The sequence below is a fragment of the Ruegeria sp. CH8 genome, from assembly GCF_056536985.1.
Window position 1 is genome coordinate 1 of the sequence record NZ_JBQFQR010000019.1, and the last position, 15,066, is coordinate 15,066.

Here is a 15,066-nt window from a genome sequence, read left to right on the forward strand (position 1 = left end):
AGCACTGGAATTGGCCTCCCAGCCTTGCGCCAATAGATATCAGTTCGAGAACCGGGCATTACTGTCGAGATACCGAGCGGCTGCTTCGTCCGCACTGCCGCCACTGATGCACTGCGCAACGAACGACTGCTCCGAGCCCAAAGCGGAAGCTCTAAATAGCACATTTACAGACCCTCGGTAGCCGGTGAACGCAGATGCTGGTATTCAGAGCATTGGGTAGTCCTATGAGGTCAAATATGAAGCGATCACTGGCGTTAGCCTCAGCCATCCTTCTGTCACTTTCCGCCACAGCAGCCAGTGCAACGGAAGACATCAGACTTGTTGTGCAAATCACAGTTGATGGGCTACGCGGAGACTTGATCTCTCGCTATCAGGCCGCCTTCGGGGGCTCAGGCTTCAATAGGCTGATAGAAAACGGCGTCTGGTATTCCAACGCTCATCATCGTCACGCCAACACGGAAACCATTGTTGGTCACGCGACCCTCGCTACAGGAGCCCATCCCTCTGAACACGGAATGATCGGCAATGCCTGGTTCAACAGGACAGAAGAGCGATTGGGATATAACATTGAAGACCAGGACTATCCGTTACTGCCTGCTCCAGGCTTCGAAGGAAACGTCGACCAAGTTGATCCGACGCAAGCCGCTGCTGCTACCTCGGGACGCTCTCCAGTCAACCTGCTGGCAACGACGTTCGGAGACGAACTGGTGAAAGCCAATGTTGGTCGATCAAAAGTTTTTTCCGTATCTGGTAAAGACCGTTCAGCAGTTGCAATGGCGGGACATTCTGGAAAGGCCTTTTGGCTGTCGGCGGCTACAGGAGCATTTGAAACAAGTACATTTTACTACGATGCGTATCCTTATTGGGTTCTCGATTGGAATTCTAGACGCCTCGCAGATGCGAAGATCGAAAGTGAATGGTGGCCGGAGTGTTCAGACGCACCATACCTAATGGAAAGAAAAGAACGCGCCTTCGTAACGAACCTTGGCACGTTCGGTCGCACGTTTCCGCATTTCTATGGGAAGCCGGACGACGGTCTCTACTACACACAGGTCTTATTGTCGCCGCATGGGGACCGGATCACGGCCGACTTCGCAAAAACTATAGTCAAACAGGAAGAGCTTGGTGATGACGAATGGCCCGACTACCTAAGCGTCAGTTTTTCTGGTGTAGACGCAACCAACCATTTCTTCGGACCATCCAGCCTAGAAAATGAAGAAATGGTGCGCTGTTTGGATGAGACACTGGCAGATTTCTTTGAGTTCATAGATCGAGAGGTTGGACGTGAGAATGTGCTTTACGTGCTTTCTGCCGATCATGGCATGCCGGAAGCGCCAGAAGAGATGGCCGAAGCCGGGCTTTCGACATTCCGCAACTCCACCGAAGCATTGATGATGGATGTGAATTCGGTCATCGCCGATGAGTTTGGAGTGGAATCCGCAATACAGTTCTTTTTTCGTCCTTACGTTTATCTGGACAATGCCGCGATTGAAGCGTTAGGAGCCGACCGGCGCGCAATCGCGCGACGCATCGCCGAAAACCTGATGGCGGCACCGGGCATTGAGCTTGCGATGCCGACCGAACCGCTTGTTGAACAGCGAGGACATACTCTTGAGGAGCAGATCCGGCGGAACTATCACCCAACACGCTCAGGCGACATTTATGTTGTCCAGACGCCCTATTCATTTCTCTTTGAGGATGGTCCAATTGCGGTAATGCACGGATCGCCTTGGCGCTATGACACACATGCTCCAATCATTTTTGCTGGTCCAGATATCAAGCCAACTCGTGTGAGCCGCCCTGTTTCCACGGTGGACGTGGCCGTAACTCTGAGCACTATTTTAGGTATCAGCCAACCTAGCAGTGCTGCGGGTGAAGCATTGAGCGAGATTGGCGTTGTAGATCCATAAGCGGTCTGATCTTTCAGTCGACTGACCAACGGTTAAACACTTTACTGAAGAAAACAGTGATCTTTGACCCAATCTCCCGAGTTTGGCTAAATTAAAAGTGGCTTAAACGAACGGCAACTTTGTCCGCGCAGCAGTCGTTCACGCCGCGTGCAGCCGATGTCTACTTCGAGCCCAAAGCGGGCGCACTCCCTATCTCGGCAAGTCTCATCCGTCAGACTGCCGTCATTCTTCTCGAAGTAGACTAATGACTTCATCGATCGCAGGATGGCGTCTCGATCTATGTGGAAGCTCGAGGGCCAACACGCGACCAGTTCCGATGCTTTCCGATGAAACTTTCTTGAGTTGCCCAGACTGAAGCGCCTGCTCAACCAAGCAACTGTGCCCCATAAGCACCCCCGCGCCCGACTTCGCTTCTTCAACGGCAAGGGCGTAGAGCGAATATCGTGGACCCCTTAGGGGATCACCAACTGAAACACCTGCCGCCTCTGACCACATGGACCAGTCTTCTTGCCATGTCTGATCGTGCAGCAACTGTACGGCCTCCAGATCGAGACCATCTGCCATCTTTGGTGAACAAACGGGGAGGATTTCGTCTTCCGCAAGCACGATCTGATCCGGTGTTTCAGCCGAGACAGAAAAGAAAACCGACAGATCAAATAGTTCTCTCGACAGGCTGGGAGGCCTCTCCATCGCTGTCACCGAGACATTCAAGTCGGGACGCTTTTCGCGCAGCTTGCCCAATCGCGCTGGTAACCATAGCTGCGCAATAGATGGCAAAGCGGCAATGTGGATTTCGGGGTTGGGTGCTAGGTTTCGTAAACTTTGCGTCGCCGCCGCAAGAAGATCAAAGGCTTGTGTGAACTCTTCTGCTAGCTTGCGACCTGAGGAGGATAACGAAACACCGTGAGCACCTCTTTCAAACAAGGTAGTTCCGGCCCAGCCTTCTAAGGCCTTTATATGTTGCGATACCGCGCCGGCTGTGACGCCCAACTCCTCGGCCGCGGAAACGAAACTTTCTAGCCTCGCCGCAGCCTCGAAGGCACGCAGAGCATTGAGGGGTGGCCCTTTGGGGCGACGTGGTGCGACAACCATAGATTATTGCCTTAGTTTTTCTATGCCCAGAAATAGCAAAACTGGTTTGCCTTGTCATTCCAATCTGTCCAATCTGTGTGCAGCCAAGGAGGGAAATGCGATGACCACAGAAATGAGAAGCTGGGTACCGGCCGACAGCGAAGCACTAGTCCAGAAGATCGCGACCGAAACTTCACGCACCTCATCCAAGGCGCTGCTGGATCGGGTTGAGCATTTAGCCAGCCGAAACCGGGAAATCCACGAGCAAGAATGCTTCAACCTAAATCCTGCAACCAATGTAATGAACCCGAGAGCTGAAGCATTGCTGTCTTCAGGAATTGGCTCGCGCCCGTCGCTTGGATATCCGGGCGAAAAATATGAGATGGGACTTGAAGCCATCGAAGAGATCGAGGTCATCTCCGCAGAGCTTTGCGCGGGAGTTTTCGACGCAAAGTTCGCAGAAATCCGCGTGCCTTCTGGCGCGATTGCAAACCTATATGGCTTCATGGCCACCTGCCAAGCCGGTGATACAATCATTGCACCGCCGGCATCGATCGGTGGGCACGTAACTCATCACATCGCAGGATGCGCCGGTTTGTTTGGTCTGCGTACAATAGATGCACCAACCGATGCCGATGGCTACACCGTCGATCTCGACCAATTACGCGCACTTGTGCGAAGGGAGCGCCCCAAATTGATCACGATAGGCGGCAGTCTCAACCTTTTTGAGCACCCGGTCCAAGAAGTACGGGCCATTGCAGATGAAGTCGGTGCCAAAGTGATGTTCGACGCCGCGCACCAATGCGGGATTATCGCGGGAAGAGCTTGGCGTAACCCCTTGGTCGAGGGCGCACACTTCATGACAATGAGTACGTACAAAAGCCTCGGCGGTCCTGCTGGAGGGCTGATTGTCACAAACGATGCGGAGATCGCAAAGGCTTTGGATGCCATTGCATTCCCAGGCATGACGGCAAACTTCGACGCCGCAAAGTCAGCTGCTCTTGCTGTGACGATGCTTGATTGGCGCGAATATGGACAGGACTACGCTGCCGAGATGATCGCAATGTCCCGCGCAATGGCCCAGGGCCTCGATGCGCAAGGTGTTCCAGTCTTTGCCGGGCGCGAGGGCTTTACTGCCTCTCATCAATTCGCCGTTCTGGCAGAAGGGTTTGGCGGTGGACAGGCTGCATCCAGGACCCTGCGCAAAGCAGGGTTCTTAGCTTGCGGTATTGGCCTGCCAGTACCTGAAATCGAAGGTGACATGAATGGTCTGCGCATCGGTACGCCTGAGTTAGTGAGATGGGGCATGACGTCTGATCACGCCGATAGACTGGCTTCCCTGATTGCGCGCGGTCTTAAGGGCGACGATATCGCCGCCGAAGTGGCGGACTGGCGCCGTCACTTTGCGATCGTGCACTTCGTTCACGGGTAGAAATGTTATAGTCGCCGCAGGAGAATGGATGACCGCTTCGTCCCGCATTGCGGACTTTGATGCATGCTGCAGCTAACGACAGCTTTGAGCCCAAAGCGGACACATACGCCTATTGAATTTCTTGGCCGTATCTACGGAAACCACAACCCATTGGGTGCATGATCACCAGCGCGATCGTCGCTTGGATTCTCCACTTGGCCTGAAAACTAGCCAACGAGAAATGCGGCGTGACGCCAAAGCAAAACAATCAAGATCAATCTGGATCAATTTATGCAGTTCAGGATTTCATCACGCAGGCAAGATATTGTGGTTTACCCTGAACAAGTTGGTGGGGTCGTATGTGCCCTTGATCCTAGAAAGCTTCTCACCGTTGTCACCATATGCACCTGCCATGTGGTCCGCTTCGTCTTCGGGCATAAAGTTGACATACGCACTTCCGGTCGCGTGCGGTTGCATCTGGTCGTAAAGATCTCGCGCCCAAGCAATACAATCGGCATCCTTGCTGGGATCCTCCCAACGCGTGTGAACATTCATGATGAAGTGAGCAGATCTTTGGGGATAAGCGGTTGAACTTGCCTCGACGCGCGCCATTGCTCCGCCCACATGGGCAATAAAAACTTCACACGCCGGGTCAGGAAGGCTGGAAATCGCTTCCAAGAGTCCTGAGATTGCATCCGAAGAAAGCGCATCGAAATCATGGCTCTTCCAGTAATTCCTGGCGCCTGGCGTCAACAAAGGATCAAAGGCGGCCTGCCAGTCAACGAAATTGTGGGGAGATATCACATCGGCGATTGGTTCACCTAGCGCGCGTAGTGCCGCCATAGCTTTTTCACCTTCTTCCATCGGCCCGCTATAGCAGGCTGCAAAGATCAGCACCTCTCGCCCATGCCACTCAGCTGGCAGGAACGGTAGAGGGGGCGCTTTTCGCATCACGCTCCAGACGGTCAGCTCGTCCGGGGAATTGTCAGCAATCTTAGCAAATTCAGCGAGGAGCTCTGGCGCATTTTCTATCGGATGAACAATGAGGCCAGACAGGACATCGGGTCCTAGCCCATGCAGTTGGAATTCAAATGAGGTCACGACACCGAAGTTCCCTCCCCCACCGCGGATAGCCCAGAAAAGTTCCGGGTGGCTTGTAGGGGATGCGGTTACAATGGCTCCGTCCGCAGTCACGACTTCGGCTGAGAGCAGGTTGTCGATCGTCATGCCAAATTTCCGGGTGGTCCATCCAAAGCCGCCGCCAAGGGTAAGACCTGCGATGCCCGTGGTCGAATTGATGCCAACGGGAACAACAAGTCCATGTGCTTGAGTTTCGCGATCTACGTCTCCGAGCAGTGCTCCCGGCGCAACCCGAGCGGTCTTGTTGACAGGGTCGACGTGAACAGATCGCATCTGGGACAGATCGAGCATCACAGTTTCATCTGCGACAGCGTGCCCAGCAATCTGATGCCCACCTGACCGAACTGACATAACGAGGTCGGTGTCTCGTACGAAATTCACTGCCGTCTGCACATCGCTTGCCCCCAGAGCGCGGATCACGAAACCTGGGTAACGTTCGAACATGCTGTTCCACGTTGTTCTTGCGTCTTCGTATTCCGGGGTGCCTTTCTGGTAGACCCCGCCGCGAAGTGATGCATCAAGAGCGTCCAAGGTGTCTTGATGCACAATAGCTGTACTTCCGTCGAGTGTTTTCAGGTCAAACATGCGTAAGCCTCCCAATAATCAGGTCAGGCTTCTTGCAGGGCTGCCTCAGCTAATTGCTATTTCCGTCGCGTTGTCTCGCGAAGTCGTTTCATTGAGTTGGGAAAAAATGGCTGCTGGTCAGGCGAATATTGCCGGATCAATCCGATCCACGGGTGTTATGACATCGGCAGGAATATTCAGGCGCTCAGCCGCCTTCCTGAGGCTCTCCTCATCAGGGGCTTCGTACAAGCAGTATGTTTTGCGCTTATCTGCACTAAGAAATGAAAATATCCATTCAACGCCGACTTCGTCATTGATTTCTTTGATGTGAATTTTGTCGTCATCGCTGACGTTTAGTTGCTCGGCAAAGTTTCGTTCAATTATGTACCTAGGCATAAAGTCCCCCAAATAATTCAAGTGCCTTAACTCGCTACTCCTTCGAGCTTTGACTTCAGGGAAACCATACCCAAATCTTGCGAAATTGCCAACGCTTCCCCTTCCAGTTGAAACGCCTGTTCCACATCCTTCGGGCGTCCCCTTCGCCTCAATGCGGATGCATAAGCTGCCTTGCTGTGAGCGATCCAGGGTGGGCATTTCATGCGAGTGTCAATTTCTATAGCCTTCTGGAACATCATCTCAGCAGCATCCCAGTCTTTCAAAACCGTGCCCAAACTGCCGAGGCGTCGCGCCGCCGCACCTGCGCACACCGTCGTTGCCCCTGCAGTAATCGTCAGTTCTTCGTACGGAGCCAGTAAATCATAGAGCGTCTTGGCATGTTCCTGATGTTCAATGGCGACACATATGTCAGTCAGATAAGATAAGGTCGTTGAATACATAGCGTCGAGTGGAAGATCGAAGCCATTGTCGGCCATTTCATTCAGTATTCGTTCAGCGGGTTCCTTATATCCGAGCTCGGCCGCGATAAGGCCAAATCCTGGTCTCCACGAAATGTCTTCGGGACTGTCCGTCATCAATTTCTTGATCACAGGCGCGACCTCGTGCAGCCGGTTTTGCTCGCGGCGGATAGTGAACATCTGAACCCCGTAGACGCCCTCAACATGCTCCCCATGGGTCTTTCGACCGATCTTCACGGCCTCGGTGGCGTGTTTTTCCGCTTGGCCAAAATCGCCGTCCATAATTGCAACCATGGCCTCTGCGTGTTTCTGAACCCAGTAGAGTTGCAAATGATTGTCCTTTTCCGAAATCTCGGTGAGCAAGCCCAGAGAATGGTCCATCAACTCACGGTCTGCCATCTCTGCACCTACAAACAAGCTGAGAGTCCGGTCTCGTCCCTGATCGATACTGCCAAGATGCTCGGCCACACCACGCATAGCCTCCAGATTTTCGCGCCAATGGCGGGTTTCTCTTCCCTTACGCGCAACAAAGGGTGCCCCAAAATGCATCATCATTACTGAGAACTGGGATTTATAGTCGCCCAATTTTGCGGCCAGTTCCATGGATTGCTGGCCGAAGCGGGCACCTTCAGAAAACTGACCTACAAACATATGGGCGCGCGCAAGTTGGCTCATCAATCTGCACCGACGGATTTCATCATCATCGGGCAAATCTTTCAGCGCTTTATCACAGAGTTCGATCGCCTCGCTGTGCCTTTCGCTGGACATCATGCAAGAGTCAGCGAAGTGATTGGCCGCGTCAGCCGCTAGCTCCACGTTGCGCACAGCCCGGGCCGCGTTGGAAGCGTCCTTCAGAACTGTTATCCCTTCTGGCAATTGGCCCAGACTGTCATGGCTCCGGCCGACCAGAATCTTGCCTTTGATCAATTCTGTATTGGTGTCTGAGCCAAGTTTTTCGGCAGCTCTTAAAGTTTCCTTGGCATTCGTCATCGCTTCTTGGCTCGCGGATCGCACCAACGCCATTTCTGTCGCAACCTGCCATTTTTCAAACGCGGCACTCCAGTCCTCAGCCTCAGAAAGGTGGCGCGCGATCAGTTCAGGGCGGCGCTCAATCTCAGATGACCTTATCCGCATCAAAGCACGCGCCACGTCTGCGTGCTGTTGTCTCCGAGTTGAACTCAACATGGATTGATAGGCGGTATCGCGAATAAGGGCATGGCGGAAAACGAAGTGCCCGCGATTGTGCCCGCTTTCAAAGATCAAACCTGTTCGCGAAAGCTCTTCGAGGCATTTGTTGATATCAGATTCTTCAAGGCCTTTCGCGGCACATAGTATGACCGGCTCAAACTCCCGGCCAATAACCGAACCAGTAAGGGCGACCTGTTTTGCCTCTGGCGAAACTGCGTCGAGCCGCGCCATCAACGCGCCTTTCAATGACGATGGTATGTAGCCTTGCCCCTGCTCGCCGGATTCGACAATGGCTCGGGTCACTTCTTCCACGAACAAAGGAACCCCATCGGTTTTTTCAACTATTGTAGAGATCAGAGCTTCGTCCGGTCTCTTGCCTGTAATATTTTCGACAAGGTTTGAGACATGCGCAGAATCGAAACGGCGCAAAACCAGAGACTGAACGTGTGTGTCCCCATCATCACGGGCCAATTCCCACCCGGGTCTGTGGGTTATCAAGATCATCAGAGGAAGATCGGTGCATATCGACTTAAACCGCTCCAACAATGCTTGTGTGGAAGGATCGATCCAATGAGCATCTTCTACGCACAGCATAACCGGACGAACGCTTGACCGCACCTGCACCGTGTGGATCAATGTTTGGATTGTTATGTCGCGCTGCTCCTGCGGTGACATCTCGAGCACCTTTTGGGCGAGGGCACTACGAGGTGCGACCAACGCTGCAAAGACAGGCAGAACTTGTTCCCAGTCCAACCCTGGCCGTCCTTCAAGCATCTTTCTGACATGCTCAAGGATCATATTGTCATCAAAGTCCGGTTCAACACCCGCATCCTGGGATATTCGTTGGGCCACCGGATGAAATGGGCTGCTGCTGAGATAGGGGGAACAGTTCAGCCTTATGACATCGACTTGGTCGTTCTCGGTGATTTCTGCAAGGATTTCCTCTGTAAGCCGGGATTTTCCAATCCCGGCTTCACCGGAGAGCAGCACAACATCTCCGTGACCATTTTGAGCACGTTGCCATGATTGCAGTAGGATACCCTTTTCGTAGTCCCGGCCAATCATGACGCTGTCTACATCGTCTCGATGTGAGGCGCGAAACCGGCTTTCCGCGCTGCGTTCCGACACCACTTTCTGCAGAATACGTGGTTTAGCAAACCCCTTTAACTCAGCCTGCCCAAGAGATTTAAACTCGAATATCCGATGCAAAGCTGTCTCGGTTTCCTCAACTGACAAAACGACTGAGTTTGGCTCTGCATGTTCTTGAATTCGCGCTGCAAGGTTGACGACCGGACCAGTCATAGCCCCCTCTTCATAAGTGTTTTCGCCAATGGTATCGCCGACCACAACATCACCGCTCGCAACTCCCAGTCTAACTGACAAAGGCTCTCCGTCAGGCGTTTTGATTTCTTTAACACGTTGAGCAGACTCAAGACTGGCTTTTACCGCCCGAATTGCGTGATCTTCATAAGCCCGCGGCCATCCGAAAAACACGAGAAGACCATCGCCCAAGTACTTTGCAACGTAGCCACCATATCGGCTTACGGCTCCTGCAACGGCATCTTGGTAGTTCTGTAGCAAGTCCCGCATGTCTTCGGGATCAAAGCGATTGGTAAGTTCAGTCGAACCTACAAGATCGGCAAACACAACAGTTACATGACGCCTCTCTGCAATAGGCGGTTCAACATGCTTTTGTTTGCGCAGATCATCACTTTGTGAATTGTCTGAGGTGGGCGCTTGTTCGCCTTCGGGCGTTTGTTCACGAGCCGCTTGTGACGGGGAGGTTGCGTTCTGTTGGTCGACTAGCTCGTGAATTGCGGCAAGAATGATTTTGCGATGACCAAGGCTTACTCCGAGCTCTTTTAAGTCGTCGCCAGATAGTAGTGGCAGAACACGCGCATCGATATCGTTTTCTGCAAAAACATCTGCGTACTGACCCAGGTCGAGATCGTTTAACCAATTGTCTATTCCAGCCGACATCTTTGGATCATGCTGAGATACGCGACACTAATCAAGAAAACGCTTTCAAAATGAACTGACTATTCAATGAATGGCGTCTGCTTTCATTTTTCTTCAGGTCACTCTACAACTCCGGCTCTTGCCACCGCGTTCTAGATTTACACGACTGGCTAATTAGCTGCACGCGTTTGATGTTTTGCCTTAAAGGCGACTTTGTCCGCGTTGCGGACTTTGATGCATGCTGTAGCTAACGACAGCTTTGAGCCCAATTTTCCAGATGCTGCGCTCTTCATGAACGGCCGGTTTGCGCGACACATCACCGTGCTCAAACGGATGTAACTGGTGCATAACTTCCGTCTTCGCGGTGTACTTCGCGCCCGCTGAGCGGTGGATTGAATACGCAGACAAGCCGAAGGTCAGCCTCTGTTGCACGCACCAAGTGCCGGTCATTTTGGTCTAAGGCATAGAGGGAGAATGGTTCAAGGGAATGCCAGGTTTCATCTTCAAACGCTCTGATCTGCCCCTTGCCCTCGATGCAGTAACACGCCTCCAAATGATGGGAATATTTCAGCTCCAGCACTGCGCCTTTTTTGATGATCGTATCCGTCAGCGAGAATCCCATCCCATCCGACGCGAGCAGCAGTCTTCTGCTGTTCCAACCCGGCCCGGAAACGTCCCGATCTGTGCCAAGGATATCTTTGAGTTCCGCAACAATCATTTTAGCGCCTCTTTGCTATCGTACCGCGCGGTTCATCCCGCCATCGGCCAGGATGCTCTGACCGTTAATGTACCGGGCTCCATCGCTGGCGAGAAATACGCAGGCTTGCCCGATTTCTTCGAACGTTGCAGGCCGCTGAGCTGGGATTTCCCGGCGGGCCTGTTCGGATAGGTTTACGTTTTCGCAGAACCCGGGCAGCAGGTTGTTCATGCGTATATTGTGCCGTGCATAGCGATCCCCATAAAGCTTTGAGAAACTGTGCAGCGCGCCACGCAGCATGCTCATGGGATAGGGCGCACGCGGCTCGATTGTGTTCATGGACGAAATGTTTACGAAAGCACCCCCGCCCTGTTCGATCAATATGTGCGTGACAATGCGGGCGATCTTGACAACGTTCAGCACGTACATATCCAGACTTTCGTGCCACAACGCGTCGCTGAGTTCCAAAAGCGGCCCATCAAAGTCGGGATCAAACCCTACCGTTTTGATGGCTTCTGGTACCGTGCCTCCGTGGCCCATATTGCTGACGATTGCATCAATCCGCCCATATTTGCTCATGGTGTCGTCGATCATCTTTTGGAGATCGTCGACATCTAAAACAGAGCCACGACGTCCAATGCCCCCAAGCTCCTCGGCCAGTTCAATAGACCGGTTTGACGGGGACATCAGCGAAACTTTGTAACCCGCCTTTGCCATTTCAATGGCGCAACCTCGGCCAATGCCTTGTCCTGTACCTGTCATCAGCGCAACTTTGGTATCGGGCATGGAATCCCCTTTCTTCAGATGCATAGTATGTGAGAATTTTTGCGTCGATAGCAGTGTATCTTGTTGGAATTAGGTATTCCTATCGAGTTTATTGAACAATGCTGATAGATTTCCTCACATTATGGAGAACCTCAGACACCTTCGCGCCCTTCAGGCTTTTGACGCGACCGCTACCCACTCCAGCCTGAGCAGGGCAGCGGATGTTCTGAACGTCACCCACGGGGCGATCAGTCGACAAATCAAGTTGCTGGAACTGCATCTTGGTGTGACGCTCTTTCACCGCCGACCAAATGGCGTTGAACTGACCAAGGCCGGGGAACGCCTGCATCAATCAACTCGCGGGGCATTTTCGGCATTGCAGCTGGGCGTGATGGAGGTGAAGCGACTACATCACCGCCAGTCGATTACGGTGTCTTTGTCAACATCGCTTGCGCTCAAATGGTTTGTGCCGTTACTCAGCTCGTTTCAGCAAGAACATCCGGGTATCACATTGTTGCTGGACACGAATGATGCCTTTGTAGATTTCGATGCATCCGAAGTTGATGTCGCCCTGCGCTTTGGCGAGCCCGGCTGGGACGGGCTGTATCATGAGCAAATAAGGCAAGAGGAACTGGTTGTCGTAGCTGCGCCGTCTCTTGTTGATCAAACCCGGCTGCCAATGCGGGCCGAGGACGTGGCTAGTCTTCCACTTTTGCACGACACCTTTAACGTCGGCTGGGAAATTTGGGCCGCGCAAGTTGGTTTGAGCTCTGATCGGATCAACGCGCAGAACATCAAGTACGTCGACAGTGCTGTTCTGTTGGAGGCCGCGATTGACGGGCAAGGCGTGGCATTGGCGAGACATCTTTTGGCAGCTAGGGACTTGGAACTTGGCCGGTTGATCCGTCTGGATGAAACCCGTGCTCCATTGGATCGCGGACTCTACTTCGTCTGTCGTCCGGGTGATCAAGAGCGGGTCACAGTAAGGATATTTAAAAAATGGCTCATGTCGATTTAAGCTGTGTGCCTTAATCGAAGGTTCGAGAGAGCGGTCATTAGACCACGTTATTCAGAAGTCGGCTTTGTCCGCAAAGCGGTCGTTCGCTGTGAAGTGCATTAAAGACGGCTATGAGGACCTTGCTGCCATTAAACACTATCTGTTTAAGTTCTGCTCTCAGTTCGAAGCAGAAGCAGAATAACGCGGTCAGATTGAGGAAAGCTGACCTTCGACGACCCAGAACCGAAGGACCTACTTGCAGACAAAGCAAGTTTAAATTCCAGAGATGAATTGAAGTTTCTTAAATTGCTAGTGGTATCAAGATACTCAACGTTGTGCATCAGATGGGCGCACGTATATTGCTTGGAAGCTTGCTAGAAGGACCCGTTCAGCCAATCCTTGAGGTGGCGAGGAACTGGGCTTGTACAATGAATGGATCGAACCCATGACCTTTTCTGTTGGCTTCCTTACAGCGTCCGTTGCATCAATCGCTCTTGCAGCGATGGCAGTACAGGCGCAAACCGCCGACACCGTATACACCAATGCGCAGGTCTATACGGTAAATCCTGATCAAGAATGGGCTGAGGCGTTTGCCATTGAGGACGGACGTTTCATTGCTGTCGGTTCAGCAGAAGAAGTTGCTGCACTGGCCAGGAACGAGACTGAAACGATCGACCTTTCGGGTGCGATGGTGTTGCCCGGCCTGTATGACATCCATGTTCATCTCCGCAATTGGTATGTCGCCGCGGCATTGTCTGACGAGACGATCCAACTCCCCGGCGATGCCGGCCCGGACGCAGCAGCGGAGCTAATTCGCGATTTTGTAGCTGCGCGACCAAATCTCGAATATCTTTTTGGAGCTGGATTGGCCAACGAGCTGTTTGATGGAGAACCGACCACTGCCTGGCTTGATGAGGCAGTCTCTGACATTCCCGTCTACATTATCACCGCAACAGGGCATGAGGCTGTGCTGAATACACCGGCGATGATCAATAGCGGCATTGATGCCGATACGCCGGACCCACGGAACGGGATCATTGTGCGGGACCCTGAAACCGGAGAAGCAACAGGCTACATGAAAGAGGCCGCGATGGGTCTTTACGCGATGCCATTTCTACGGGGGCTGGAACTCGAAACTCACGTGGACGGCGCAAGGGCCGTGTTACACTTGCTTGCCTCAATGGGGGTGACATCTGCCAGAAACATGCATAGCGAATTGATTAATGTGCAGGCACTACATCAGCTTGCCACATCCGAAGGTCTTCCGATCAGGGTTAGTGTCGCGTGGACCTACGGTTCTCCGACGCGAGCATATCAATCCGTGGAAGATCAACGCGCTGCAATTGATAGGTTTCAAGACTTTATCGCGCCACGGCTCGACCCAACCTTTGTTAAGGTCAATATAGATGGCATCCCGACTGAGACCGGTGCCATGCTGGAACCTTTCCTGACGAACGACTCGGAAGTGGATCAGTCACAATCTGACGCGGGTTCACAGTATGATCCTCTTACTTCTGGTCAGGGCGACTATGGGCTGATCTTCTTCACCCAAGAGGAACTTGTGGCCGACATAATTCGGTTTGAAGAACAAGACATGAAAGGCATGGTCTTCCACACTGTGGGTGACCGCGGTGCTCGACTTGTTTTGGACGCAATAGAAATCGCACGTGATCAAATGGGTGAGTTGAAAGGCCGCTACCAGCTTGCCCACTCGTTTTTCATATCCGAAGAAGACATGCCTAGACTGGTGGAGCTCGATCTGACGCCGGATTTCTCGCCCGTACTATGGTTTTCGAACTCTCACAACGACGTCGTCAACCGCGTGGTTGGCCCGGAACGCGCGCAGAGGGTTTTCCCAATGCGCTCTGTGGCTGATGTCGGAGGACGGGTCGTTATCGCTTCTGATGGTCCGCTGTTCATGCAAACCCCATTGGCATCGATAGAGGCGGCTGTGACTCGTATCGATCCTGTGGCCGACACGAGTCCACCCGATCCCGCGGCGGGCCAAGCGATCACGTTAAAGCAGGCAATTGATGCCCGAACAATCAACTCCGCATACCTGGATTTTGCGGACGAGGAGCTTGGCTCAATCGAAACCGGCAAGCTTGCCGATTTCATTGTGCTTGACCGCAACCTCTTTGAAATACCGATCGCGGAAGTGAGTGAGGCGCAAATATTAAAGACGTTTGTCGAAGGCGAAATGGTTTTTGAGGCCAAATAACGTTTTTGAGCTGTGAAATACAACTCGCTAGCCCCAAGGCTCAACTCGGCGACAACGTGCGCCTGCACAAATTGGTGCTACAGGGCAGGCCTTCAACTATGCAAAGCCTGCTTTCTGCGCATTGCCGCCACTTGTGCATTGCGCAGCGTCGGTAGGCATTACTAGGAAGCGTAAGCAGGGCAACGAAGTCTCTACTAGGAATTTTTAACCATCCGCTCACAGTTGCATCCGGCGACTTTCGGATTGACCGGAAAGGCCACACAGCCGTCATTCGCTGCGGTTGCAGCAC

10 protein-coding genes are annotated in these 15,066 nt (G+C 52.9%); 4 read left to right on the plus strand and 6 right to left on the minus strand.

Features of this window, described 5'->3' with window-relative positions:
- Positions 1-236 precede the first annotated feature (236 nt).
- A complete protein-coding gene (locus ACR0ER_RS19165) occupies positions 237-1,910 on the plus strand; it encodes an alkaline phosphatase family protein (protein ID WP_480770318.1) in 1,674 nt (557 codons plus the stop codon).
- A gap of 222 nt (positions 1,911-2,132) precedes the next feature.
- Here ACR0ER_RS19165 and ACR0ER_RS19170 read toward each other — a convergent pair whose 3' ends face one another.
- Positions 2,133-3,002 carry a LysR family transcriptional regulator gene (locus tag ACR0ER_RS19170; RefSeq protein ID WP_480770319.1) on the minus strand — a complete coding sequence of 290 codons (870 nt, stop codon included), beginning with the start codon at positions 3,000-3,002 and terminating at the stop codon, positions 2,133-2,135.
- A gap of 100 nt (positions 3,003-3,102) precedes the next feature.
- Between ACR0ER_RS19170 and ACR0ER_RS19175 the strand changes: the two genes are divergently transcribed.
- Positions 3,103-4,413, plus strand: coding sequence for an aminotransferase class I/II-fold pyridoxal phosphate-dependent enzyme (locus ACR0ER_RS19175; RefSeq protein WP_480770320.1), 1,311 nt, complete (start codon positions 3,103-3,105; stop codon positions 4,411-4,413).
- A 288-nt stretch (positions 4,414-4,701) separates the two neighbouring features.
- On the opposite strand, the gene ACR0ER_RS19180 is transcribed toward ACR0ER_RS19175, so the two are convergent.
- From ACR0ER_RS19180 to ACR0ER_RS19200, 5 genes are all read right to left on the minus strand, one after another.
- Complete coding sequence (locus ACR0ER_RS19180; RefSeq protein WP_480770321.1) at positions 4,702-6,117, minus strand: FAD-binding oxidoreductase; 1,416 nt, start codon at positions 6,115-6,117, stop codon at positions 4,702-4,704.
- A gap of 117 nt (positions 6,118-6,234) precedes the next feature.
- Entirely contained in the window at positions 6,235-6,492 is a 258-nt protein-coding gene (locus ACR0ER_RS19185) for a DUF4242 domain-containing protein (RefSeq protein ID WP_058283661.1), read from the minus strand.
- A gap of 26 nt (positions 6,493-6,518) precedes the next feature.
- The gene (locus ACR0ER_RS19190; protein ID WP_480770322.1) at positions 6,519-10,118 is read right to left on the minus strand and encodes an adenylate/guanylate cyclase domain-containing protein; all 3,600 of its coding nucleotides are present in this window, start codon (positions 10,116-10,118) and stop codon (positions 6,519-6,521) included.
- Positions 10,119-10,422: 304 nt separating this feature from the next.
- The gene (locus tag ACR0ER_RS19195; protein WP_480770323.1) at positions 10,423-10,815 is read right to left on the minus strand and encodes an ectoine synthase; all 393 of its coding nucleotides are present in this window, start codon (positions 10,813-10,815) and stop codon (positions 10,423-10,425) included.
- 15 nt (positions 10,816-10,830) lie between these two features.
- Positions 10,831-11,580 (minus strand): SDR family oxidoreductase, encoded by a 750-nt coding sequence (locus ACR0ER_RS19200; protein WP_480770324.1) that lies wholly within the window; start codon positions 11,578-11,580, stop codon positions 10,831-10,833.
- Positions 11,581-11,701: 121 nt separating this feature from the next.
- Here ACR0ER_RS19200 and ACR0ER_RS19205 point away from each other — a divergent pair, with 121 nt between their 5' ends.
- Together ACR0ER_RS19205 and ACR0ER_RS19210 are read left to right on the plus strand one after the other, a co-directional pair.
- The gene (locus ACR0ER_RS19205; RefSeq protein WP_480770325.1) at positions 11,702-12,577 is read left to right on the plus strand and encodes a LysR substrate-binding domain-containing protein; all 876 of its coding nucleotides are present in this window, start codon (positions 11,702-11,704) and stop codon (positions 12,575-12,577) included.
- A 400-nt stretch (positions 12,578-12,977) separates the two neighbouring features.
- Positions 12,978-14,777: an amidohydrolase gene (locus tag ACR0ER_RS19210; protein WP_480770326.1), complete on the plus strand. Its 1,800-nt coding sequence runs from the start codon at positions 12,978-12,980 to the stop codon at positions 14,775-14,777.
- The last annotated feature ends 289 nt before the right edge of the window (positions 14,778-15,066 follow it).